Source organism: Peijinzhouia sedimentorum, assembly GCF_049340005.1.
Classification (GTDB): Bacteria; Bacteroidota; Bacteroidia; order Cytophagales; family Cyclobacteriaceae; genus CAXBDP01.
In genome coordinates this window covers 15454-39396 of the sequence record NZ_JBMPIY010000015.1, presented here as the reverse complement: position 1 = coordinate 39396, position 23943 = coordinate 15454, and the positions used below count along the sequence as shown (strand labels likewise).

Sequence of the window (23943 nt, the reverse complement as noted above, 5' to 3'; positions counted from 1 at the left end):
TTTATCTGCCGTAGGTATGACCACCATGTCCTAACAAACACTTACGTTCTTCAAAATCTGCAACTACAACTTACAAATGGCGGCAATAGACCCGAACAATTTAGTCATCTAAAGGTGATAAATTCAGGCGCACTTATTTTAAAAGCCGTTCCAACTGAACCTTAAATAATTTCCCAATAGGCACTGTGTAATTATCAAGAAATATCTGGTTTCCTTCTATGCGTTTGATGTGTTTTTGTGCCACCATAAACGATCGATGTACCTGAATCAAACCGTCTGTTGGAATATGTTCAGTTAGTGAAGATAATGTTCCGCGTAAGGTGATGATCTCTTCTTTTAGCACAATTTTAATATAATTACCTGAAGCCTCTACAAACAAAATATCATCAAGTACCACTTGTATATATTTGTTTGTTGAACGTAGAAAAATTCTTTCCGGCTTTCCATCACTCACTTCATTTTGTATAGTAGATGTTACTTTGAGCGCATCTATGCTTGCCTTATTAACGGCCTTCAAAAAGCGTTCGAATGAGAAAGGCTTCAATAAGTAATCCACGATATTCAATTCATATCCTTCCAATGCATGCTCTTTGTAGGCAGTGGTAACAATTACTTTCGGTTGATTGGGCAGTGTCTTTAGAAACTCAAACCCGTGCAGCTTAGGCATGTTTAAATCAAGAAAAATCAGATCAACGGTATTGTTATTGAGATAGTCGATCGCTTCAATAGCATCGTAGCAGTCTTGCATCAGTTGCATGTTGGGCAACAATGCACAATACTTCTTGATGATGTCATGCGCAATCGATTCGTCATCCACTATCATGTATTTGATACTCATAAATGAAGCCTTAATCGAATCTTATAAATGTCGGCTTGGCGGGAGGATATTTCAAGCTCATGTTTGTTCAAATAAACTAATTCTAATCGTTGTCGAAGGTTATTCAGACCAATTCCTTCACTATCGCTCTTCTCGTCTACATCAAAGTTATTTTCAATTTCAAAATCAACAAGCTGCTTTGTGGCCCTTAAGCGAATGTGAACGAAAGCATCTTTTCTTAGTTTTTCTACTCCATGCTTAAAAGCATTTTCCACCATAATAATAAATAGTAAGGGCATGATTTTAATACTACGATCTTCTGCCTCTATATCAAAACGAATGGCAATCTCCTTATGGTAACGCATTCGATGTAAATCCATGTAGTTTTCAAGATAGGTTATTTCATCAGCTAAGGTTACCCAATCATTTTGTCCTTCATAGATACTGTAGCGCATCATGTCGGATAATTTGAGAATTAACTGCTGTGCTTTAGCCGTGTCTTGCTCTACTAATCCATACAGGTTATTCAATGTATTGAAAAAAAAGTGTGGGTTTACCTGACTTTTCAAATGCATTAATTCAGCTTGTGTTTTTTCCTTTTTGAGTAGGAGTATGAATTTGATCTGAATAATTACCCAACGTATCATCCAGACTGCCATCGAAGTGAAAAACAATAGACTGAAAATTACAAACCCTTCATCCTCTCCAAATAGATCATTGAAAACCACAATGACAATGGTCGTCAAGATAAAAAGGTAAGGCACCAGCCTTTGAAGAAGTTGTTTATTGAAAGGTTTTTTTAATAAAGTCATCTCACAAAACTATGCAAAATTCAAGTTGCATCTAATAGTTGTTGCAGATGTATCTGTGCGTGTGACGAACGCACAGTTTATATGGATCAATTGATTTTAATTGTACCATAAGCAATCCACACCTACAATATACCCATCCGTCCCAGTTGTTTTTTCAATTCTTTTCTCCACCCTAGTATTGGATCAAAATTTACTTAATCATGGACAAACTAATCATAACTGATCTTTCTAAAACATATAACAACGGAGTTAAAGCACTTCAAAATATTTCATTACAAATCCCCAAAGGTATGTTTGGACTGCTGGGATCTAATGGAGCAGGCAAATCAACACTCATGCGTACACTAGCGACCTTACAGGAAGCTGACTCCGGAAGTATTCAATTGGGAAGGCTCAATATTTTAGAGCACCCGAATGAACTGCGAAAAATATTGGGTTATCTGCCACAGCAATTTGGTGTATATCCGGCACTTTCTGCTGAGATGCTATTGAACCATTTGGCGGTATTAAAAGGAATAATGAATCGAAGAGAGCGTAAAGAAATTGTACACGCACTTCTTCATAAGGTAAATCTGTATGAGGTTCGAAAGCAAAAATTGGGAGAGTTCTCAGGAGGAATGAAGCAACGCTTTGGTATTGCTCAGGCCTTGTTGAATAATCCAAAGCTATTGATTGTCGATGAGCCAACAGCAGGCTTAGACCCAGTAGAGCGGAACCGGTTTTATAACCTGTTAAGTGAAGTGGGAGAGCAAACTATCGTGATACTCTCCACGCACATTGTTGACGATGTAAAAGAATTATGTACCATGATGGCCATTATTAACAAAGGCAAAGTGGTTGTTCAGGGAAATCCCCTGCAAATCATAGAAAGCCTTAATGGGCGATTGTATGAGAAAACCATACCCAAAAACGAATTGGAACACTACAAAAAGGAGTATCACGTGATCAGTGACCGCTTGTATTTAGGGAGGCAATTGGTTCATGTGCTCAGTGACACCCATCCTGGGGAATCGTTCAAACCTATTGAGGCCAACTTGGAAGATGTCTACATGTCTCAAATTTTTAACGCCTAATCTCAACACATCATGCTATACGAATTTTTCATATTCGAATTGAAATATAGATTGAAAAGACCTGAAACGTATTTCTTCTTTCTCCTTCTATTCTTGTTATCATTAGTAGGCGTTGAATTTGTATTTCAGGGAATAGATTTAGGATTGGTCAAGAAGAATTCTCCACTCGTGATTGCTAAAGCCATGGGTGCTATTACGGGATTGTCCATGATTATTGGATCTATGATTATGGGTGTTCCTGTACTACGTGACTTTCAGTACGATATTACTTCACTTATTTATGTCAACCCTATCTCCAAGAAGGATTACTTATTAGGTCGTTTCTTAGGATCCTTCGTCGTTTTATTCTGTATTTTCAGTGGTGTGTTATGGGGAATGATGCTCGGAGAATTTATGCCCTGGAACGATCCAAAAGAGTTTTTGCCCTTTCAATTTATAAATTATCTGCAACCCTTTCTTTGGGTGGTTCTGCCTACCTTGTTTTTTGGAGCTTCAGTGTTTTTTGCTACTGGTGCGCTCAGCAAAAATCTAATGGTAGTGTACACGCAGGGTGTAGTCATTTTTGTTTTGTTTATGATCACCAAAGGCATTACCAATGAAACTTTTCAAGCCTTACTGGATCCCTTTTCATTGACCACATTAACCAAAGCAAGTAAGGAGTGGACGGTAATGGATAGAAATGCTCTACTTATTCCTGTGTCGGGGATTATGCTGCTTAACAAACTCTTCTGGATAGGGTTGGGCATTTCCGTCCTGACGATTGGCTACATCAAGTTTAAGTTGATGGTAGTAAATGAAAAGGCTTTCAATAGAAAGCAGAAACAAAAAGTTAAAACCTTGCCGGATACGTTCACTAAGCGGCTACCCTCAGTTACATCTGTCTATCATCGTAAGGCACAGTTCGCACAGCTATTACTCAATGCTTGGTTTCATAGTGTTTCCATACTCAAGCTCAAATCCTTTTGGGCGATTATTCTGTGCTGTTTTATTATTATTCTTGTCAACTCGGTGAGTTTAGGCACCTCCTATGGAGTAGATAGTTATCCAACCACGTATCTCATTATCGAAGAATTGCGCGAGATGTCCATTTACTTCTTCATGATCATTTTGGTTTTTTATTCCGGTGAAATTATGTGGAAGGAAAAGGACGTAAAGCTTGACCTCATTTATGACGCCACGCCCTTCTCTAGTTTTGTTAATGTGAGCAGCAGATTTCTGGGATTACTACTCATCTATGCCATTGTCATGCTTTCTCTTATTGCCGCCGGCATTCTGTTTCAAACATTGAACGGCTACTATCGCTACGAATTGGATGTCTATTTCTTTGGATTCTTTTTAGAGCTATTTCCATTCCTAGCTTTGTACACATTTGCGGCGATATTTCTTCAGGCACTTACCGGAAATAAGTTTATGGGGATGCTTGCCACCATTGCATTCGCGATCATCAATGTCGCTATAGGTATATTTGGTTTGGAACATGCCTTACTCAACTTTGGTGGACATGCCCTGGCCACCTACTCGGATATGAATGGTTATGGGCACTTTCTGACTGCCTATCTCTGGGTGAAAATCTATTGGCTGTTGTTTGGGCTGCTGCTCTTGATCTTCGCTAGTATCTTAATGATAAAGGGGAACGAAACAGAATTGAGGAAACGATGGAGGAGTGGGATAAAGCAAATTGGAAAACCTTTAGTAACATTTAGCATAGTATGCTCAGGTCTCTTCATTGGCATAGGTGGGTACATTTTTTATAATACCAATGTGTTAAATGAATTCTGGACAACAGGTGAGCAAAATAATTTTAGAGCTGATTATGAAAAGACGCTAAAGCAGTTTGAATATATTCCACAGCCAAAAATTATAGATGTCAACCTGCAACTTGATCTGTTCCCATCACAAAGAGCCTATGAAATAACAGGCTATTATATTGTCACCAATACATCGCAAAAACCCATTCGTGAAATTCATGTACAAAAGCTAATTGAGTCAAATGTAGAATTAATGGATATAAGCTTTGACCGTAGAGCGACTGTTAACAACACATTTAACAAATATCATTACATAATTTACGAATTGAGCCAACCCTTAGCTTCTGGTGATACCCTAAAAATGAACTTCAGACAAACCTTACAGCCAAAGGGTTTTGAAGCGGATAATTCCGATACCGACGTGGTATACAATGGAACCTTCTTCGACAATGCCGACCTGCCGAGTTTTGGTTATCAGAAAAAATATGAACTGCAGGATGAAGACGATCGAAAAGATTTTAAACTGGCTCCACGATTGCAAAAAGCCCAACGTGATGATGTAAGAGAATTGATGAATGCACGCAGCGGAAGTGATTCGGATGGTATCACCTTAGACATAGTAATCAGTACAGAAGCTCCACAAACAGCACTCACTTCCGGCGATTTATTGGCAACATGGAATTCGGATGGTCGCAATTATTTTCACTACAAAACCAATCAGTCAATCATTCACTTTTATCCCATAGTATCAGGTCACTATGAGGTAATGAGAGACACTTCAATTCCATCAGGCAATACTTCAAAGGAGCTTGTTGATTTAGAGATTTATTACCATAAAGGACATGAATATAACCTCACTCGTATGATGGAATCCATGAAAATGTCGTTGGACTATTACAGCACTCATTTCAGTCCGTACCAATACAAGCAACTTCGTATCGTGGAGTTTCCAAGGTATCGATCATTTGCCCAATCTCTGCCAGGCATCATTCCTTTTTCGGAGGCTATCGGTTTTATTATGGATATTGATGATGAAAAAGATGTGGATATGGCATTTTATATTACTGCGCATGAAGTGGCTCACCAATGGTGGGGCCTACAACTGGAAGCTGCAAACGTACAGGGACAAAACATGATTTTGGAGACACTGGCGCAATATTCTGCGATGATGGTACTTAGAGAAAAATATAGTGATGAAAAAGTTCAACAATTCTTAAAACTTCAATTGGATGATTACACAGAAGCTAACTTAAAGTCAAAAAAGGAGGAACTGCCATTAGTCTTGGTTGAAAATGAAGAACACATCTATTACAATAAAGGAGCACTTGTTATGTACGAATTACAAAAACATATTGGGGAAGAAAATGTAAATAATGCATTACAGGATTTTTTGAATGATTGGCATTCCTTTAACAATCTCAAAAAACCAAATCGTTACGCTACTACCTTGGACTTAATGCAGTATTTTCGAGAAGTTACCCCGGATTCGTTGCAATATGTTTTAACAGATTTGTTTGAACAGGTGGATAGCATTAAGTAGGATGTTAGTTAACAAGTAAGACTTTATCAATCCATGGTTGTGGAACACTGTGAAAGTATCATGTAAGTTTAGGATATGAGAGATGGTAGTCTATAAGACAAGCTTTCATAGAGTGCCTTCTTATTCGTCTCGCAAGGAATTTACCGGATTGATTAGTGCTGCTTTAAGGGACTGAAAGGTGACGGTTAGTAAGGCTATTCCCATTAGCCCAATTGCTGTGTATACATAAACTGCTAAGCCAAGTGTAGTATGATAGGCAAAACCGGAAAGATAGGTTTTTGCCGTATACCAGGCTAAGGGGAATCCGATAAGCAATCCCAATAAGGTCAGGATCGTGAAATCCTTTGAAATCAGGAACCATAATTGGCCAGTTGATGCACCAAAGACTTTTCTAATACCCAACTCTTTGACCCGCTTGGCCGCAGCAAAGGAAGATAGTCCAAATAGCCCTAAACATACAATCAGCAACGCAACAACGGTAAAGCCCAATGATAATTTGCCCAGTACTTTTTCCATTTGATATTCTCGTTCAAACGCTTCATCTAAAAAACTATACTCAAATGGCTGATCCGGACTGAGCTTTTTTAGCGTTTTTTCAATGTGAGTCAGACTTTCATCCATCTCATACCCTTTATTAGTTTTGATATAATAATGGAAGCCCACGTTAGTAGAATACATAAAAACCATAGGTTCAATGTCTTCTCTAAGACTATTGTTGTGGAAATCTTCTGTAACACCAATAACCTGCCCTAAACCATTCCATACATCCAGTTCCATACCAATGGCCTCTTCAGCGTTGATCCCCATCACTTCAATGGCTTTTTTATTGAGCATATATAGTGGGGTTTGCGGCTGCTCTAAGGAAAAATTCCTCCCAGCCACCAAGGGGATACCCAAAGTTGGAAGGAAATCTTGGTCACAGCGTAGCAGTTTGAAGAAAATAGTACTGCCTTCTGGCTTTCCACTCCATGATACCTCATCGGTTACGATAGGGATGGTCAGGATATCACTCCCAACAAAACCTGCACTTTGTATCCCCGGAAAATTCAGTAACTCCTGTTTGAAAACCTCTGGGTTTCTCAATACCTCTTGCTCAGGATCGATTATAATGACGTTTTCTTTCTCATATCCAAGGTCTTTCTTGGTGATGTAGTCTAACTGGCTATAGACCGTCAAGCTGCCGACTACTAGTATGACTGATGCAGCCAACTGAATTACGACTAAAGACTTTCTCAACCTTGATCCTGTCAACATAGGCGTTTTGCCCCCTTTCAGTACTGAAATAGGTTTGAAAGAGGATAGAAAAAAGGCAGGGTAAGCTCCTGCCAGCAAGCCACAGATCAGGGTCAATAGGCCAGCCCCTAGCAGAAATGTATTGTCCAAATCCCTCCCTGTGATGTTTTTTCCTGTGATTTCACTAAAGTAAGGCAGAAGTGAATTGACCAGCACAAGGGACAATCCCAGCGCCATGAATGAAAGAATGGTTGATTCCAATAAAAATTGCAGCATCAGGCCAGATCTTCCGGAGCCAATTACTTTTCTCACTGCTACTTCCTTGCCTCTGGTAGAAGCTCTGGCAGTAGCAAGGTTGGTGAAATTGATGCAAGCCATGACTAAAATAATCAGCCCTATCAGACAGAATAGAACCACTTTTTCTATCTTTCCCCCAGCCTCCTGACCATTTTCGAACTTGGAGTATAATCTTGATCGGGAGTATTGAAATAAAAATGGGCTACTAGTACACTCAGGACAGTTTTTGGATACCAATGGGGAAAGCTTCAGGTTAGCTGTTTCTACATCTGTACCATGGTGCAAGACTACGTAAGTACGCGTACCCCCACTTGGCCAGTTACGTGACCAAGGATTTTCTTCAAGAAAAATTTCAAATGGAAGGACAAAATCAAACTGAATAGTGGAATGTGCAGGGATATCGGCAAAGACACTGTTTACCACCAATTGGTGCTGTTGGTTGACTTCTATCAGCTTTCCAATTGGATCCTTATCTGCAAATAGCTTTTCAGCCAGTTTTTCGGAGATGGCGATGGTATTCTGATTTCCGTTCAGGGTTTCCATCCTCCCTTTGAGCATGGGAAAACTAAAGATTTGAAAAAGAGCTGGTTCAGCATATATTCCATTTTCAAGGAATGAATTTTTCTCATGTTTGAGGAGCAGCTTTTCATTCATGCTTGTCCGTGCAATCATTTCCACCTCAGGGATTTCCTGTTCTATAGCTTCGGCCAATATAGAAGGAGTAGCCCCATGGGTCTTGATTTCTCCGTCAGGATAGGTATTGTTGATCAAGACACTATAAATGCGGTCAGACTTATCGTGGAACCCGTCATATTTCCACTCGTCAATTGCCCAAAGCAAGATCAACATACAAGTGGCAAGCCCTACTCCAAGACCCAGTACATTGATCATGGTATACCCTTTATGGCGAAAGAGGTTGCGAAAGGAAGTCTTCAAGTAGTTTTTTATCATATCAAAAAGGTTATTTTCTATATATACCATTGCTCAAAATGACATAAATAGAAAATTTATGTTTTCGAATACCATGCCAAGCGCAAAATACTGAAAATCAGTGCGTATTAATACAATTTTCTCATACACACGTTCGCTAGCGGACTTTGTCGTTCGGTAGCGAACATTGTGTGATTATTGCAAATGAGGTTTTCCCAGTTTCGGCAATTGCCAAGGGAATTTCGATCAATTAACGAATTATGTCAAAAGCTTATGAATGAGGTCGTATAAAAGAAAAATGGAGCAGTTAGAAGTGAATGATTTTCTGCTGCATAGAGGTATGAAAAGCATCAAAATATAACAGTTATAAGCAAAAAAAGTGAGAGGGGTTAATTGCATAGTCTAACTGGAGAATTTCTAATTTATCTGAAGGTTTACAATCCATTTTTCTATAAGTTAGTTTTCATAGAGGGGTAAGGTAATAGCTGCTGGCTGTTACGATTTTGAATTTGTAAGAGGACGGAATTCCATGTATCTCCATATAAGGTTAGCTATTCCAGACTCAAAAGAGGAAAATCAGATTGGTCGAGCTGATATAAAAATCATTATATTCGGACTGAAAATGATGACTTAGCCATCAAAATCAGTCAGATTGGAGGTTTTTATTTTCGTTAGTCAGAACCTCATTCAAACCGAATATCTATCTCTTTAAGAAAAAACTGAAACTATGAAAAGGGAAGAAAAACATCCCCAGCAACTTCTCAGAAATCAAGAAGAAGAGCCTACCGATAAACTCTTCAAGGGTATTCTTGATAAGCCAATTTATGATATTTTGGATAAAGTTAACCAGAATATTGCGGCAGCAGGACTTACGCTTAATTGGAGATACTACAAAGATGGAAAGGCTTGGTTAGGTAAAGTTACATATAAGAAAAAAACAATTGTTTGGTTATCTGTTTGGAAAGAGTATATCAAAGCGGGATTCTATTTTACCGAAAAAACTCGTCAGGGTCTTATGGATTTAGATTTCAATGATGCGATTAAGTCTTCATTTGCTGGTGCAAAACCGATTGGGAAACTCATTCCATTGATTCTTGAAATAAATGATAAAGAAAGGTTGAGTGACTTTAATATTATCCTCAATCATAAAAAGAACCTTGCATAAAATTCAATTAGATGAACTTAAACTGGTATTGCAGATGAGTTCTTTAGCTTCCTGAACCCATATCCTGAGATTGGATGATTTGTGCCCAAAGCTATTCTTCTAAAATCTCTTTTACTCTTCCAACTTCACCAGTTTCCAACATTACCTTGATGCCATGAGGGTGGAAGGTAGATTTAGTGAGGATTTTCTTCACAAATCCATTGGTTAAATCTCCCGTTCTCTGATCTTGCTTTTGGACAATTTCTACCTCCCGCCCTATTTTTACATCGTTTCTATTCCTTCCATCAGCCATACACTAAAAATTTTGTTTGAACATGAAATTCTATGTTTAAGCTTTTCAGCTTAAAATAGATCATTGTTAACACCATCAAGTTTCTAAAAGTATTATCCATTCCTAGAAAAGAAAGGTGAAGATAAAAAATTGGCGCATCACAAATGGCAATCTATTTTGATTATTTATGGTAAGCAATTGAAAATGGCATTGGAACAAAAATTACCTAAATTTCCATCCTGCTTGAGATCGATCATAAGAGCAAAAAAATGAGTACACAGAAAATAGAACTCAGAACTGTTAACGTAACCCGCTATGTCACACCATTGCGCGAGGGTGGTTCCATGCCTGCCATTGTGGAGGCAGATGACGGTTTTTTGTATGTTATAAAATTCCGCGGAGCCGGACAAGGTACTAATGCACTCATTGCTGACCTGATAGGAGAGGAGTTGGCACGCGCTATTGGACTCCATGTGCCGGAACTGGTTTTTATGAACCTAGCAGAAGGTTTTGGCCGAAGCGAAGGCGATGAAGAAATTCAGGATCTCTTGAAATTTAGTGTGGGCCTGAATTTGGGAGTTCACTATTTATCAGGAGCCATTACTTTTGACCCAACTGTTACCACGCTTGATCCTTTAGTGGCCTCTAAAATTTTGTGGCTGGATTGCCTTTTGATCAATATCGACCGCACCCACCGCAACACCAATATGCTTATCTGGAATAAGGAACTTTGGTTGATTGATCCGGGAGCCTCCCTTTATTTCCACCATAATTGGAGTAATTGGGAAGCCCATATAAAGACGCCATTTGCTTTGGTGAAAAACCACGTTTTGTTGGAGCAGGCCACACAACTTGAGGAAGCAGACAAGATCTGTAAGGAGCAGTTAACAAAAGATTTGGTGGAAGGCATCGTGGCTTTAATTCCTGAAGATTGGCTGAAGGAGGAAAGCCTTTTTGAAAGCAAAGAGGAGCAGCGGAATGCATATGCTACCTTTTTGCTCACGAGAATGCAACATTCAGATATTTTCATAAAAGAAGCACAAAATGCACGGAAAGAACTTATTTGATTATGCAGTGATTCGCGTGGTGCCGAGGGTAGAACGTGAAGAATTCCTGAATGTAGGAGTGATTGTATATTGCAAGGTTGAGCAATTTTTGCAAATCAAATATAAACTGGATCATCAGCGCTTGCTGGCTATATTTCCTGAGCTTGATTTGGAACTAGTAAGTGCTAATTTACAGGCGATGGAGCAAATATGCCTGGGTGCAAAGGCGGGTGGTGCAATTGCAGGGTTGGACAAAGCCTCCCGCTTTCGTTGGCTCACGGCAACACGGAGCACAGTAATTCAGCATTCTAGTGTGCATCCAGGATATACGGAGAATGCAGCTAAAACATTGGAAAGGCTTTTTGCAGAACAGGTTTTGTGAATCGTTCCTAATTTATCCAATGACTTGCAATCTTTTTGATAGGTAATTAATTTTCAAAGACAAATAAGATAAGAGCTTTGAAATAAATCGAATTTGAGGTTTTTATTTTCATAAGTAAGAATTGTGAAAGCGGCATAGACAATCAAAAATAGATGGAACAGGAATTTATACTTAGATCTTGGAAAGCTGAAGACATAAACAGTTTAGTTAAATATGCCAACAACTGGAATATTGCCAAGAATTTGACTGATAAATTTCCATTTCCATATTCAGAAGACAATGGAAAGGCATTTATTGAATATGCGACACAAGGTGACCCGGTATCCATCTTCGCAATTGACATTGAGGGTCAGGCTGTGGGTGGGATTGGCATTCATCCGCAAGATGATATCCATAGAAAAAATGCTGAACTTGGTTATTGGTTAGGAGAGCCCTTTTGGGGGCAGGGTATCGTTACTAGGGCAATCAAGCAAGCCGTAAACTTTGCTTTTAATACATTTGACATTGATCGTGTGTTTGCCAGGCCCTTCGAAACAAACATCCCTTCACAAAAAGTTTTGGAAAAAAATAACTTCATCTTGGAAGGTAGGTTTGAAAAAGTCTTAATTAAAGATGGAGTTTTATTAGATGAATTAATCTACGCAATTAGACGAAAAAACTGGTGCTTGTATATATAACTAACGAATAACGCGCCTATTCAAAAGTGGCGGTTCAGTATCTACATTAAGGATTGAGCTTAATTGCGAATGCAGCGCTTAGAAATCCATGCGTTTAGATAGCCGCAAACAATTAAAAACAAAACTTATTTCAACTCATACCATCAATAACTGATTGGAAAGAAAAGCATTTTAAAATTTTTTGGTAAAAACTACCAATTATTTTGACCGCATTGCTAAAATTAATATTTTGAATAAGGGTATATATTTATTGTTTATCAATAATTATTTATTATGTTTGCGTCATAATTTTAATTTTAAGAATTATGTCAAAAACAAATAACATCGTATTTAAAGGCTTACATATTGTGGCCTGGGTCATCTTTGTAGGCTTGAGTATAGAAGCGGGAGGATTGATAGTAAATTTCTTTTTCAGTCTGTATAAGCCAGAATTTGTTCAAAACCTCTATCAAAAGTTGGACTTAAGCCAAATGTATGATAGTAACCAATGGGCGTTTTTCGGTATTTATAGTTTTATCTTATTCATAGCGTTTCTGAAAGCATATCTATTTTATATAGTCATTCGGCTATTAAGCAAATTAGATTTACTAAAACCATTCAACACCTTTGTTTCGGAACAAATAGCCAAAATAAGTTACTATACCTTTACCATTGGTATATTCAGTTTCATCGCTCACCAAATAGCCAAGAATTTGCAGCATTATGGTTATGTTACTGACAACCTAAACGAATTTTGGGCAGACAGTCAAGCATTTATTTTGATGTCAGCAGTAATCTATATTATTGCAACAATTTTTAAAAAGGGAGTTGAAATCCAAATAGAAAACGATTTAACAGTCTAGCTGTGCCAAGCGTTGTAAACTTAGATGTAATGATGGTAAAGTAAAAAATCTATTTGTAGCTATCAGATTATGTTGAACGAACACTTTGTGACCTTCACAATTTAAAATAGAAAGCTATATACTTTAGAAAGTATTGCTAAAGTTATAGATTATCAACTTGGAGGTATTTGGAATACGATATTTAGAATATAAGAACATTTAGCAACTAATAATCAAACCGTTATCTCTCATTTATAACTCAATGAAAGAGGGACCGCAGCTATTGGAAACTTACCTTGAACAGTTAAAGAAAGAACTGAAAGAGTTCACTGACTTTTTTGAGCAAGGATACGATTATAACATTATGATTTATGCACTATGGGATGCAAAAGATATTCTTGGGCATATTACATTTTGGCATGAGAGTTTTGCGAGAAATTTAGCTGATTTAGCAAACGAAAGAACACCCAATCCACTAAAAGGAAAACTATCAGAAGTCAACAAATTGAGTGTTGAGTCAACGAAAGCTGTTCCAATACCTGAACTAATCATACGATTACAACAGGCACAGAATACTGTTGAACAATACATATATGATGAAGGAATTGAATTAATACCTTACAAAAAAGGGTCTCGTGACTATTCTCGGAGTGAACATTTGCAAATAGTGACAAATCATATTCGAAAACATCTTAATGATTTAAATAAGCAATATGGCAAGACCAAAAACCAAATCGGAATTACTTAACCTAAGTGAGCAAAGCTTTAACAAACTGATTGACTTCATCGAAAATATGGATGTGGAGGAACAGTACAAAGAATTTCCGCATGGGACAATGAATCGGAATATTAAAGATGTATTGATGCATCTCCATCATTGGCATTTATTGACGTTGCATTGGTATGAAACAGGTATGGCGGGTGCAAAGCCCGAAATGCCCGCCAAAGGATACACTTGGAAAACTACTCCTGATCTCAACAAATGGATTTGGGAAAAATACAAACAAACAAGTCTTGATAAAGCAAAAGAAAATTTCAAATCGAGTTTTAAACAAATAAGGCAAATAATCGAAAATCATTCTGACGAAGAATTATTTGAAAAGAAAAGATACAAATGGACAGGAACAACTTCGCTAGGCTCATACCTTGTTTCAGCTACATCTAGTCACTATAATTGGGCTTTGAACTTGATAAAAAAAGCGAAGAAGTGAAAGCTAACAGTGCCTACTCAAAAGTGGCGATCAGTGGCTAAATCAAGCTTAGTACATCTATCAAAGGTTTTGCTTGGCTGACAGTAAAGTACTGCTAAATTTCACTATTTTAGTGGCTACAAAATATTAGTAATCAGGCTAATAAAGGTTGAAAAAGAATAAATTAACTCTATGGCAATAGAAGAGCTAAAATTCCCGATCGGAAAGTTTGAGAAACCAACGACTATTACAAAAGACATTTTATCAAAATGGATTTCTGATATTTCTTCCTTTCCCACAAAACTAATAAGTGAAGTAAGTCATTTGACAGATGAACAGCTTGATACACAATATAGACCTGATGGCTGGACAATTAGACAAGTAATTCATCATTGTGCTGATAGCCATATGAATAGTTTAACACGCTTGAAACTTTCATTGACCGAAGACATGCCAACAATAAAGCCTTACTTTGAAGAACGATGGGCAGAACTTATTGACTCTCGGAATATGCCCATTGAACCTTCACTAAAAATGCTAGAAGGGATACATGAACGGTGGGTTTTTTTGTTAAACAATTTGACAGAAGAGCAATACGAAAGAGTATTTATTCATCCAGAACACGGAATGACAATTAGGGTTAATGAAAATATAGGAGTTTATGCGTGGCATTGCAACCACCATCTGGCTCACATAACCGAAACCAAAAAGAGAAACAATTGGAAATGACAGTATATAGAAAAGCTCAAACGACCAACTGCTGTTTTGTAAATTGAAACAGAATATCTATAAATGAATATATTTTAACTAGTAAATAGTGTGGTGAGTGAGCGAGAAGACAATTATACTATCCCACACTTGTCATAGCCGAGAGCCATTAGATGTAATTCAAAAAATTGAATGCGTATGAAATATATTGTAACCACTATTCTTTTCACACTTTTCTTCTATTCTAATTCATTTGCTACTTGGTCAATTATAATTATAGATACTAAAACGAATGAAATAGGTATAGCAGGAGCCTCATGTAGCTATAATTGTTATGGAATAGGAGGGATTGTTCCTGGGAAAGGAGCCATTATTGTTCAAGCAATGAGTAATAAGGATGCACGTATCAAAGGCTTACAAATGATTGCCTCAAACTATTCACCAGAGCAAATAATGGAGGCAATTAGAAACCCTTCATTTGACCCAGAAAGACAGCAATACGCCGTACTAACAAGCCAGCAGATAGATAATCCTATTGTATATACAGGAAGTTTAACAAATCAATATAACGGGTCATTAACAGCAAGAGGAATTTCGGTACAGGGAAATACATTAGCAAACCCTGATGAAATCAATATAATTTTAGATGCTGCATTAAAGGCTCAGAAAGATGGTTTGAGTATAGATGCAATTTTGATGATTGCATTAGAGGCTGGCGCACTTGCGGGAGGAGATAAGAGATGTGGAGACCAAAAAGCAACGTCTGCCTTTATAACTGTATCCAAGTCAAACGATAAACAAAAAAAGCCCTACTTGAACCTAGTAATATTTGGACAAAGAAAGGGAGGGCAGAATGCTGTTTCTATGTTAAGGAAAAAGTATGATAAGTGGAAAGAAAAGCAATTATCCAAATAAAGAATACCATCCGCTGGCTTTTTCAAATGCTTCTCAAAAACTACAAGACTTGGTTCTTCCAACTGATATAATTTGCAAAGTGAGCCTGATTTAATTTAGGATTAGTAATCCGTTTTCATAGGATCAATTTTCGAGAAAGCTTCAAATAAGAGCTGAGTTTTTATTTGGCGTACACTTATGGAAGGAGTTGTATTTTACAATTCAGAAGAACAGCTATTCCATTAGACGCCTTTTTGAAAAATGAGTGTAATTAATTTTGTAGTTTATAGTCCGAAATCCTTGCGATTAATCCGCTTGTCTATTTTTTTGTTATAAAGTTTGAGATTTTGAATGAGTGCACTCACATTGCCTCCATTGATTGGATCAAAAAAGCCAAATAGACTCATTGGATAAATAGCTCGAATAGCTTATGTTTATAAACAAACAATGAAAAAGAATTAATAATATGCTTTCAAAAAATTTTGGAATATTATAATAGTTTTTATCTATTTCTAGACAAAAGCAAATAGTTTGAAGTAATTTTAGCTAACAAAGCATACAGGAAGATATGAATGATAACACAATTGACAGTTTACGAGAGGCATTAAAGCATTCTCCAGAGAACACCCCATTGCGACTTTTATTAGCAGACAATTTATTGACATTGAACAGACTCGAAGAAGCAGAAATTGAGTATTCATCTCTTCTTAAATACACCAACGATTACAAAGCAAAAGTTGGACTTGCTAAAATATTTTTCAAAAAGGGCAGCTATTCAGCATGTAATGTTATTCTAGAGGAGGTAATTGATATTGGGACAAGTGATATTGGTGTATATAAGCTTTATGCCAAAGGATTACTAAAAGAAAATTCAATAGCTAAAGCAATTGAAGCATATAAAAAAGTATTAGCTATTGATAAAAATTACTTTGACGAAGAGCTCGACAGCAAATTGCGGCAAAGGGGTTTTGATGATATTGAGGAAACAGAACATGAGCTTGATGATCGGTTTTTACAAAAACCTAATATCAATTTCAATGATGTTGGTGGTATGGAAGTGGTGAAAAGGGAAATAGAATTAAAAATAATTAAGCCGCTCCTTCATTCTGATCTTTACAAAGCCTATGGTAAAAAAATTGGTGGGGGAATTTTGCTTTATGGACCACCTGGATGTGGTAAAACATTCATTGCTAAGGCAACCGCTGGACAAGTAAATTCAAAATTCTTAAGTATTAGTTTGAATGATATTTTAGATATGTGGATAGGTAACAGCGAAAAAAAATTACATGAAATTTTTGAGTTAGCTAGAAACAACTCTCCATGCGTTCTTTTTATAGATGAAATCGATGCCTTGGGAGCAAGTCGTAGTGATATGAAACAATCAAGTGGTAGACACTTAATTAATCAATTTCTTCAAGAATTGGATGGTATTAATAATAGTAACGAAGGAGTCTTAATTATTGGTGCAACAAATACACCTTGGAACTTAGACCCTGCTTTTAGACGGCCAGGCAGGTTCGACAGAATTATATTTGTTCCACCACCTGATATACCAACTAGAGAGTCCATTTTACGATTAAAACTAAAAAACAAACCGACTGGGGCAATTGATTTACAAGTTATTGCCAAGAAAGCAGAAAATTATTCGGGTGCTGATATTGATGCAATAATTGATATTGCGATAGAGCAAAAACTTGAAGCCTCATTTGAGCAAGGAATTCCAAAGCCTCTAGAAACTAACGACTTACTTAATGCCTTAAGGAAGCATAAACCAAGCACTCAAGAGTGGTTTTTAACTGCAAAAAATTTCGCAATGTTCGCAAATGACTCAGGATTATATGATGATATTTTAAGTTACTTAAAGATTAGGAAATAATATGACAGAAGACAATAGACTATCAAGAGTTGAAATTCTTATACAACAGAAAAAATTTAAAGAAGCAGAAAGCATCCTTAATGATTTGCTTGCAAAGGATTCAAATAATGTTTATTTCTTATCATTACTTGCGGAAGTAAGTTTGCAACAAGATAAAATAGATAGCGCAAATAGTGTAATAAACAATGCAATCGGGAAGTCACCCGATGTTCCGTATTTATACTATATAAAATCTCGAATTGCTATTCAACAAGACAATTTAAAAGAAGCTGAAAATCAGATAAATCGGGCAATTGAATTGGATCCATATGATGCTGACTATTTTGCTCTTTTGGCAAATATTAAGTTGGCGCGTAAGCAGTTTAGTGAAGCACTTGAAATTGCAAATCGAGCCTTAACCATTGATGCAGAAAACCTATTATCACTTAATACGAGAAGTGCTGCATTAATCAAGCTCAATAGAAGCGAAGAATCATTTGAAACTATTGAAGGTGCATTACGAGAAGATCCAAATAATGCTTACACTCATACTAATTATGGTTGGGGTTTACTTGAGAAAGGCGACCATAAAAATGCATTGAAACATTTTAAGGAAGCGCTTACTAATGACCCTAATTTTGGCTATGCTCAGGCTGGATTGCTAGAGGCCCTCAAGGCAACAAATCCTATTTATCGTGTATTTCTAAAGTACGCTTTTTGGATGAGTAATCTAACCGCGAAATATCAGTGGGGTGTAATTATTGGTTTTTATCTTGGCTTTAGAGTATTAAGAAAAATAGCTAGTAATAACGAAGTCCTTCAACCTTATCTAATACCATTAATCATTGTATTTGCTCTAATTGCATTCTCGACATGGGTAATTGCACCAATAAGTAATTTGTTCCTAAGATTCAACAAATACGGACAGTTGCTCCTTGACAAAAAGCAAAAAATGAGCTCAAATTTTGTGGCCGTAAGCTTGGGAGTATTTATTGTCGGGTTGTTGTTCTATTTTGTATTATCAGATGAAAAAATGCTAACTGTTGCAGTATTTGGATTTGCAATGATGTTACCATTAGGAACTATGTTCTCACCTTCAAAAAATAAATATGGACTATTGACTTATACAATTATTTTAGCCACTGTAGGTTTAATTGCAATTAGTCTGACTTTTTTGTCAGGAGAGATGTTCAACATGATGGCAATAGTCTTCATTTTTGGGTTTGTAGGATTTCAATGGGTAGCGAACTACATGTTAATTAAAGAGGACAACCAATGAAGAAAGTAAGATAAACTGCCACCAAGGTTATTGACCATAATACAACTTACCCATATCCATTAGAGAGTTATTTGATGGACTATTTTGATGCTTTAAAAGTAGAACTTCGGTAATGTTATTTAAAAATTTAATATTTAAAGTTGAAATTATTATATAAACTTATAGAATAAGTAGACTAATTACAATTGATGCAAATTGAAGGAATTATGTTAAGACTTGGTGGATATATAAATATTTTAATTGCATTCTTGCACGTCGTTGGTCTGTTCTGGGCTGACAAAATGTTTGAAGTATCGGGTATAGCAGATGGAATGGCACTTGCTGCACAGAAAATACACCCCATGTATCCGTATTTTATAACAATCGTTGTGGCAATTTTCTTTTTTGTGTTTGGTTTATATGGCCTCTCAGCAGATAATAGAATTAGAAAGTTGCCATTTGTAAAACCTGTTACTTTTTTAATTGCAGGAATCTATTTGTTGCGTGGAATTGGCGAACTCATTTTTGATATGAATATGCAACGAACAAGTCCATTTTTGGAAACAACGCAGTCATTAGTTGCGATATTTATTGGACTGTTATTTCTTATTGGTGGGATAATAAAATGGAAAAGCTAAGAAGGTGAGAAATATTTCTCTTTATGCTTTCAGGGCTATTATTTTTATTTTTTTTGTATACTCTATATTCAATCGAAGCCTATTTTAGAATGCTCACAAAGTGCTCCACAATTTCTATAAATCGTTTTTACCTAAGATATTTAACTAGCTAATTTTTCCCTTCGATAAGTCATTATACTATTTGATTAATCCCTCCAAACAGGCACTTTAATGTAACTGTTGTTATGCCATTTTATTTGCAATGCATCGCCTGCATCTTTTATGGTTTCATTGGCTACCGGCTTGCCTGAACCATAATTGATTATCTCGAATGGGTGTTTGTTGATATTCAATAAAATCACAAGACGACTTCCCTTGCTTATCTTTTTACTCACAAACCTTGTATTGTCAAAGGGAATGCTTTGTTTAACGTTGGGCTGCAATAGCTTTCGTTTTGTATTGTCTTCGGCATAGCTCGCTCTACCAATGTAGCGAGTAAGGAAAAAATATTTTCCATCAGGCATTATTTCGTAGAGTGCCATTGATATGTCCATATCCTTTTTGTTGATGGTGGCATATAAATTTCCAGTGAAAGAACCATTGATAATCAAATCCTTTTCGAAAGGTGCTGATGTGAATATTAAGCCATTACTTGTATCTAATGAATCAAAAATAATCTCTGGAGTGAAGTAGTTATTTTGACTTTCTCTGTCAATAAAATTTACCAATTGTTCTTCAAACCCATTCTCTTTTGGTTTTTCTGCTGATAGATATTGTTGGTTTAAATAGAGTATTAATGTGTCATTGTTAATGTTTTGAAAACTTGAAGCGTGTTTCCACTCATTTTTACCCATTACCTGATAGTTGATTTTATCTTTGAGTAGTGCAGGTTTTGGTTTCCCTTTCAGTATATAATCGAGCCAATCGTAAGCTAAATTTGTCATGCTGGTATTGGCGACGCTGTCGATTTCATAGCCCATCAAATTTTTAGCAGGAATACGCTGGGCTCCCCAATGGTCATACGGGCCAATTACAAAATAATGATTTGCATTCACGTTGTATTTTTGGTGCAGTTTGAAGTACTGAATAGCTCCGATTTGAGATCCATCGTAATAGCCCGTGGTACTTAAAATTGGGATATTTATCTTAGCATATTCTTCTGGAGCCGGAACCATAGATTGCCAATAAGTATCATAATCAGGATGCGCTAACCATTTTTGAAAAATTGGACTTATTCCTCCCGCCAGACTATCTAGGTCTTTCCAAGCGCTTCCAGATTCAAACCATTCAAATGGCAATTCTCTTTTGATAGGTTCGTTTTTATAAATATTGTCATTTGGCCAATATAGGCCCAAATTCATCTGTACATTATTTTCCATTGGTGTGTCAAATCCAGGCATTACAGCCACTTGAGGCACAATGGTTTTTAAAGCAGGATGCACATTTTTTACTGTTGACCATTGTGAAAAACCCGTATAACTTCCTCCCAGCATTGCTACATTGCCATTACACCAATCTTGTTTACTTATCCAATCAATAATATCATAGACATCTGTCGCCTCATGCTCGTAGGGAGTGTAATGAGCCAAATCCGTACGAATACCACGTGCATAGGCTACAATGCCTACATAGTCTTTGTCGGCTGACCTTTCACCCAAAATAGCATCTCCAGGGCCTTGATAATAGGTTGTGTAAAATAAGATGGCTGGCAATGCTTGTGTATTTTCCTTTTTTCGGACGATGATTGCAGAAATGTCAACCCCGCTGCGAGTTGGAATCAGTACACTATCCTGAATGGTATAAATGCTTTCTTTTTGCTCAATATTTTGGGCAATTGCTGAATTGTAGCATACCAACAAAAGGAAGAAGAAGAATAGATGCTTCATGGTTTATAAATTGAAATTCAATTACAATAAAACTTATCCTTTTCCCAATTCTCAGGATTTGTTTTGATATAATTAGTAATTCGTTGAAATTCTTCTTCGTTGCGGATAATATGGTCATGGTAGCGGGGTTGCCAGGCGAATGCTGATTTAGTTTTGCGACAATATGTTGAGACACCGATTTTAAATCCTCGAACAATAGATGCTAAATTTTTAGACTGAGACCCAAATTTATTTTTTGGTTGTTGATTGCAGGTAGAGACGCAATGCATTGCGTCTCTACGTTCAGTTAAGCAATTTATCTCATTTTGGCTTTTACGTTTAGTGTTAAACTCATTGAGACCAATGCCAATTATAGCGTGAAAATGATTGGGCATTATCACATATTCACCCATCCATAAATTCATATCTGGTCGCATTTCAAATGTCTTTAACCATTCTGTTTGCGCAATTTTCCCAATATCTGACAAAACCATTCCCCCATCCACAATATCCCCAAAATACCGTTCCTTTTCCCAGGTGCAAATAGTAACGAAATAGCTACCATTCCATCCATAATCCCACCATTGAGCGCGGGCTGATTGTATTCTATATTTGTTTTTGAATCTGTCCAAATTGTTGGTAATCAGCACGTAGATACGTTGCATGCAACGTATCTACATGATTGCTGTTTGGGTCGTCATTTTGTTTAGTAACGTCAATGGGGTTATTGGTGGTATTAGGTTTATTCAAAATCAAAATCCCATGAATATGATTTGGCATCACCACAAATTCACCCAATTCAACATTTGGTGCATTTCGTGGAATTTGGTGCCATAGGATATCTGCGATTATGCCTTTTGCAGCAATTAATCTCAAAACTATTCATTTATGAGGTTAAGAGTAAAAGCTTTTACCACATCTTTCTTTTCTAAAAAGGCATCGATATCTTGTGTGACGTAATAATCGGGTAAAATGCCTATTTCGTCAGGGAAGGATGTAGCAGTAGAAACATGAGTATTATTTGCTACATAGTATTGCAGTTTTGTATTCGAAAGTCTACAAATAGTTTGACCTGCCGAGCAAAAATGATTTGACCCGAGCTCTTCTCCCACAATTATCCCAAGATCAAAGGCTTTGACCAAGGACATAAAGTGACCTGTAGTAGAATTACCTTCTCCGTCAATTATGAAATATTGATTTCCTAGAAACCGATCTTTAAAAGGCTGGATAATTTCTTCACCATCAATTTTGTTTGTTTTTCCTTCAAAATCAGCTTTTGAATAATATTTAAAAGGTTTATCAACCAAATATCGAAGTAAATGAATAGCAGATTGCTGAGAACCTCCCCCATTGAATCGAACATCAACGATGAGGTTTTTTACTCCCTTCTCGTTAATTTCCTTCATGCTTTTATCAATAAAATCAGTAAAAACAGATAGATTATTCCAAGGGTAATAATTGAAAGATGAAATTGTCAATAACGCAGTATTATTATTTAATACTTCAAGGCATAAATCTTCACCACAAGATCTAATAGAAGGATCACGGAATAAGTCTTTAAAGCTTTCAGCTTTGTCTAAATTTATAGGTTTATTAGCACCTTTAATAACTACATTGTACGATGCCGGAAATTGAAGAGCATATGGAATCATAGCTGTTGCCCAAGTATTAAAAAACTGCTTTTTAGCTGTAGTTATGTAACCTTGTGATGATATATGTTTGTAAATATCGTCTACAAGGTCATTTATCAAAATTCCATTTATGCTTAAAATTTCGTCTTTTAATTTAATGCTTTTACCATTGTTTAAAGGATCAATAACAAACAACTGTTCATTAACCAAACGGACTTGAAGCGGAAATCGCATTGAAACAGGTAACATTTGACTTTCCTGAAAGAACCGATTTAAGGAAGTGTGAGAGCAATTGATATTTGCAATGATTTCACTGCAATGCCAAATGAATTCTCCATAGGTAGTGTTGGCTTTGATAAGTGATTTTTTCTCTTCAATTGTTTTCCAAAAATCATCTTTGGAAATGAATTTAAGTGCATTTGGATGGACTTCAAGCAATTTATTACCTAATTGGTCTAGATCATTTTTGTATTCATCCACTGAATAAACCTTAGCGAATTTATCGGCTGGTGTCTCAAGTGCTTTTTCAGGATTTTCTATTAATTCTATTTGATCTTCTGCATTAAAATTCTCTGGATTCAATTCGAGTGATTTTCTATAGTTAATAAGGGCTAATTCAGTATTTTCACCCATCAGATACGCCTCCCCTAAATTGTCGTATGAGTTTGCAGAGTTAAATTCTTCGGCTATTAGATGAAAAATTTTAAGCGCATTTTCTATATCACCCTCCCACAAAAAAGAGTATCCATACAAAGTGAGCTCATCTTCATTTTCAAAATTATAGTCCTCATAGTTTTCTGATTTTAATTTGAGATAAAGGGCAATTTTCTCGTCGATGGTTAGACTTTCCCTCTCTTTCAATTCTTGAACTATTGATAATTTTTGATGATCCATCTTAGAATCTTCTGATGAAATTTCTACCTTGTTTTCACTACATTGAAATGACAAGGATAGGATTAATAAAATTCCTAAAAGTTTATACATTCTAGTCATATTAATTGAATTGTCTTAGAGGCATAAAAGTATAGGTGAATGAGCTCAGTTAAGGCAAAGGAGTGTAAATTATCGTAAATGGAGTGTAAAACAACTTAATTGTTAAATGAAACAAATAGC

General features: G+C 36.5%; 22 protein-coding genes. 14 read left to right on the top strand and 8 right to left on the bottom strand.

Annotated features, from left to right (window positions below; all coding sequences use genetic code 11):
• Positions 1-133: 133 nt before the first annotated feature.
• Both ACOXY8_RS15925 and ACOXY8_RS15920 read right to left on the bottom strand, forming a co-directional pair.
• Positions 134-838 carry a LytR/AlgR family response regulator transcription factor gene (locus tag ACOXY8_RS15925; protein WP_458332606.1) on the bottom strand — a complete coding sequence of 235 codons (705 nt, stop codon included), beginning with the start codon at positions 836-838 and terminating at the stop codon, positions 134-136.
• The gene (locus tag ACOXY8_RS15920; RefSeq protein WP_458332605.1) at positions 835-1629 is read right to left on the bottom strand and encodes a sensor histidine kinase; all 795 of its coding nucleotides are present in this window, start codon (positions 1627-1629) and stop codon (positions 835-837) included. Before ACOXY8_RS15920 ends, ACOXY8_RS15925 begins: the two co-directional genes overlap by 4 nt.
• Positions 1630-1829: 200 nt before the next feature.
• Here ACOXY8_RS15920 and ACOXY8_RS15915 point away from each other — a divergent pair, with 200 nt between their 5' ends.
• A complete protein-coding gene (locus ACOXY8_RS15915; RefSeq protein WP_458332604.1) occupies positions 1830-2702 on the top strand; it encodes an ABC transporter ATP-binding protein in 873 nt (290 codons plus the stop codon).
• Positions 2703-2714: 12 nt separating this feature from the next.
• Complete coding sequence (locus tag ACOXY8_RS15910; RefSeq protein WP_458332603.1) at positions 2715-5990, top strand: ABC transporter permease/M1 family aminopeptidase; 3276 nt, start codon at positions 2715-2717, stop codon at positions 5988-5990.
• A 120-nt stretch (positions 5991-6110) separates the two neighbouring features.
• On the opposite strand, the gene ACOXY8_RS15905 is transcribed toward ACOXY8_RS15910, so the two are convergent.
• Entirely contained in the window at positions 6111-8411 is a 2301-nt protein-coding gene (locus ACOXY8_RS15905) for an ABC transporter permease (protein WP_458332602.1), read from the bottom strand.
• Positions 8412-9177: 766 nt separating this feature from the next.
• Between ACOXY8_RS15905 and ACOXY8_RS15900 the strand changes: the two genes are divergently transcribed.
• Positions 9178-9615, top strand: a complete 438-nt coding sequence (locus tag ACOXY8_RS15900) for a DUF3788 family protein (RefSeq protein ID WP_458332601.1) — start codon at positions 9178-9180, stop codon at positions 9613-9615.
• Between the two features lie 91 nt (positions 9616-9706).
• On the opposite strand, the gene ACOXY8_RS15895 is transcribed toward ACOXY8_RS15900, so the two are convergent.
• Complete coding sequence (locus tag ACOXY8_RS15895; RefSeq protein WP_458332600.1) at positions 9707-9907, bottom strand: YwbE family protein; 201 nt, start codon at positions 9905-9907, stop codon at positions 9707-9709.
• A 248-nt stretch (positions 9908-10155) separates the two neighbouring features.
• On the opposite strand from ACOXY8_RS15895, the gene ACOXY8_RS15890 reads away from it, so the two are divergent.
• The 11 genes from ACOXY8_RS15890 (at position 10156) to ACOXY8_RS15840 (ending at position 19355) form a co-directional block, all read left to right on the top strand.
• A complete protein-coding gene (locus ACOXY8_RS15890) occupies positions 10156-10953 on the top strand; it encodes a HipA family kinase (protein ID WP_458332599.1) in 798 nt (265 codons plus the stop codon).
• Positions 10931-11314 carry a DUF3037 domain-containing protein gene (locus tag ACOXY8_RS15885; protein ID WP_458332598.1) on the top strand — a complete coding sequence of 128 codons (384 nt, stop codon included), beginning with the start codon at positions 10931-10933 and terminating at the stop codon, positions 11312-11314. The genes ACOXY8_RS15890 and ACOXY8_RS15885 overlap by 23 nt, the downstream gene beginning before the upstream one ends.
• A gap of 152 nt (positions 11315-11466) precedes the next feature.
• The gene (locus ACOXY8_RS15880; protein WP_458332597.1) at positions 11467-11991 is read left to right on the top strand and encodes a GNAT family N-acetyltransferase; all 525 of its coding nucleotides are present in this window, start codon (positions 11467-11469) and stop codon (positions 11989-11991) included.
• A 305-nt stretch (positions 11992-12296) separates the two neighbouring features.
• Complete coding sequence (locus tag ACOXY8_RS15875; protein ID WP_458332596.1) at positions 12297-12833, top strand: DUF2975 domain-containing protein; 537 nt, start codon at positions 12297-12299, stop codon at positions 12831-12833.
• 241 nt (positions 12834-13074) lie between these two features.
• Complete coding sequence (locus tag ACOXY8_RS15870) at positions 13075-13560, top strand: hypothetical protein (RefSeq protein WP_458332595.1); 486 nt, start codon at positions 13075-13077, stop codon at positions 13558-13560.
• Positions 13526-14023, top strand: a complete 498-nt coding sequence (locus ACOXY8_RS15865; protein ID WP_458332594.1) for a ClbS/DfsB family four-helix bundle protein — start codon at positions 13526-13528, stop codon at positions 14021-14023. Before ACOXY8_RS15870 ends, ACOXY8_RS15865 begins: the two co-directional genes overlap by 35 nt.
• A 171-nt stretch (positions 14024-14194) precedes the next feature.
• The gene (locus ACOXY8_RS15860) at positions 14195-14731 is read left to right on the top strand and encodes a YfiT family bacillithiol transferase (RefSeq protein WP_458332593.1); all 537 of its coding nucleotides are present in this window, start codon (positions 14195-14197) and stop codon (positions 14729-14731) included.
• Positions 14732-14908: 177 nt separating this feature from the next.
• A complete protein-coding gene (locus ACOXY8_RS15855; protein ID WP_458332592.1) occupies positions 14909-15625 on the top strand; it encodes a DUF1028 domain-containing protein in 717 nt (238 codons plus the stop codon).
• Between the two features lie 547 nt (positions 15626-16172).
• The gene (locus tag ACOXY8_RS15850; protein ID WP_458332591.1) at positions 16173-17480 is read left to right on the top strand and encodes an AAA family ATPase; all 1308 of its coding nucleotides are present in this window, start codon (positions 16173-16175) and stop codon (positions 17478-17480) included.
• A gap of 1 nt (position 17481) precedes the next feature.
• Entirely contained in the window at positions 17482-18738 is a 1257-nt protein-coding gene (locus tag ACOXY8_RS15845; RefSeq protein WP_458332590.1) for a tetratricopeptide repeat protein, read from the top strand.
• Between the two features lie 188 nt (positions 18739-18926).
• Positions 18927-19355 (top strand): hypothetical protein, encoded by a 429-nt coding sequence (locus ACOXY8_RS15840; RefSeq protein WP_458332589.1) that lies wholly within the window; start codon positions 18927-18929, stop codon positions 19353-19355.
• A gap of 185 nt (positions 19356-19540) precedes the next feature.
• Here ACOXY8_RS15840 and ACOXY8_RS15835 read toward each other — a convergent pair whose 3' ends face one another.
• The 4 genes from ACOXY8_RS15835 to ACOXY8_RS15820 are packed head-to-tail and all read right to left on the bottom strand — an operon-like array spanning position 19541 to position 23463.
• A complete protein-coding gene (locus ACOXY8_RS15835) occupies positions 19541-21220 on the bottom strand; it encodes a CocE/NonD family hydrolase (protein WP_458332588.1) in 1680 nt (559 codons plus the stop codon).
• A 17-nt stretch (positions 21221-21237) separates the two neighbouring features.
• The gene (locus tag ACOXY8_RS15830) at positions 21238-21831 is read right to left on the bottom strand and encodes a transposase (RefSeq protein ID WP_458332587.1); all 594 of its coding nucleotides are present in this window, start codon (positions 21829-21831) and stop codon (positions 21238-21240) included.
• On the bottom strand, positions 21806-22075 hold the full coding sequence (locus ACOXY8_RS15825; protein WP_458332586.1) for a hypothetical protein: 270 nt from the start codon (positions 22073-22075) through the stop codon (positions 21806-21808). Before ACOXY8_RS15825 ends, ACOXY8_RS15830 begins: the two co-directional genes overlap by 26 nt.
• 2 nt (positions 22076-22077) lie before the next feature.
• Positions 22078-23463, bottom strand: coding sequence for a S41 family peptidase (locus ACOXY8_RS15820; protein WP_458332585.1), 1386 nt, complete (start codon positions 23461-23463; stop codon positions 22078-22080).
• Between the last annotated feature and the right edge of the window lie 480 nt (positions 23464-23943).

Bases quoted from the DNA above. Each gene is read 5' to 3' on its own strand.
- ACOXY8_RS15925 (WP_458332606.1), bottom strand. From the start codon at position 838: ATGAGTATCAAATACATGATAGTGGATGACGAATCGATTGCGCATGAC.
- ACOXY8_RS15920 (WP_458332605.1), bottom strand. From the start codon at position 1,629: ATGACTTTATTAAAAAAACCTTTCAATAAACAACTTCTTCAAAGGCTG.
- ACOXY8_RS15915 (WP_458332604.1), top strand. From the start codon at position 1,830: ATGGACAAACTAATCATAACTGATCTTTCTAAAACATATAACAACGGA.
- ACOXY8_RS15910 (WP_458332603.1), top strand. From the start codon at position 2,715: ATGCTATACGAATTTTTCATATTCGAATTGAAATATAGATTGAAAAGA.
- ACOXY8_RS15905 (WP_458332602.1), bottom strand. From the start codon at position 8,411: ATGATCAATGTACTGGGTCTTGGAGTAGGGCTTGCCACTTGTATGTTG.
- ACOXY8_RS15900 (WP_458332601.1), top strand. From the start codon at position 9,178: ATGAAAAGGGAAGAAAAACATCCCCAGCAACTTCTCAGAAATCAAGAA.
- ACOXY8_RS15895 (WP_458332600.1), bottom strand. From the start codon at position 9,907: ATGGCTGATGGAAGGAATAGAAACGATGTAAAAATAGGGCGGGAGGTA.
- ACOXY8_RS15890 (WP_458332599.1), top strand. From the start codon at position 10,156: ATGAGTACACAGAAAATAGAACTCAGAACTGTTAACGTAACCCGCTAT.
- ACOXY8_RS15885 (WP_458332598.1), top strand. From the start codon at position 10,931: ATGCACGGAAAGAACTTATTTGATTATGCAGTGATTCGCGTGGTGCCG.
- ACOXY8_RS15880 (WP_458332597.1), top strand. From the start codon at position 11,467: ATGGAACAGGAATTTATACTTAGATCTTGGAAAGCTGAAGACATAAAC.
- ACOXY8_RS15875 (WP_458332596.1), top strand. From the start codon at position 12,297: ATGTCAAAAACAAATAACATCGTATTTAAAGGCTTACATATTGTGGCC.
- ACOXY8_RS15870 (WP_458332595.1), top strand. From the start codon at position 13,075: ATGAAAGAGGGACCGCAGCTATTGGAAACTTACCTTGAACAGTTAAAG.
- ACOXY8_RS15865 (WP_458332594.1), top strand. From the start codon at position 13,526: ATGGCAAGACCAAAAACCAAATCGGAATTACTTAACCTAAGTGAGCAA.
- ACOXY8_RS15860 (WP_458332593.1), top strand. From the start codon at position 14,195: ATGGCAATAGAAGAGCTAAAATTCCCGATCGGAAAGTTTGAGAAACCA.
- ACOXY8_RS15855 (WP_458332592.1), top strand. From the start codon at position 14,909: ATGAAATATATTGTAACCACTATTCTTTTCACACTTTTCTTCTATTCT.
- ACOXY8_RS15850 (WP_458332591.1), top strand. From the start codon at position 16,173: ATGAATGATAACACAATTGACAGTTTACGAGAGGCATTAAAGCATTCT.
- ACOXY8_RS15845 (WP_458332590.1), top strand. From the start codon at position 17,482: ATGACAGAAGACAATAGACTATCAAGAGTTGAAATTCTTATACAACAG.
- ACOXY8_RS15840 (WP_458332589.1), top strand. From the start codon at position 18,927: ATGCAAATTGAAGGAATTATGTTAAGACTTGGTGGATATATAAATATT.
- ACOXY8_RS15835 (WP_458332588.1), bottom strand. From the start codon at position 21,220: ATGAAGCATCTATTCTTCTTCTTCCTTTTGTTGGTATGCTACAATTCA.
- ACOXY8_RS15820 (WP_458332585.1), bottom strand. From the start codon at position 23,463: ATGGGTGAAAATACTGAATTAGCCCTTATTAACTATAGAAAATCACTC.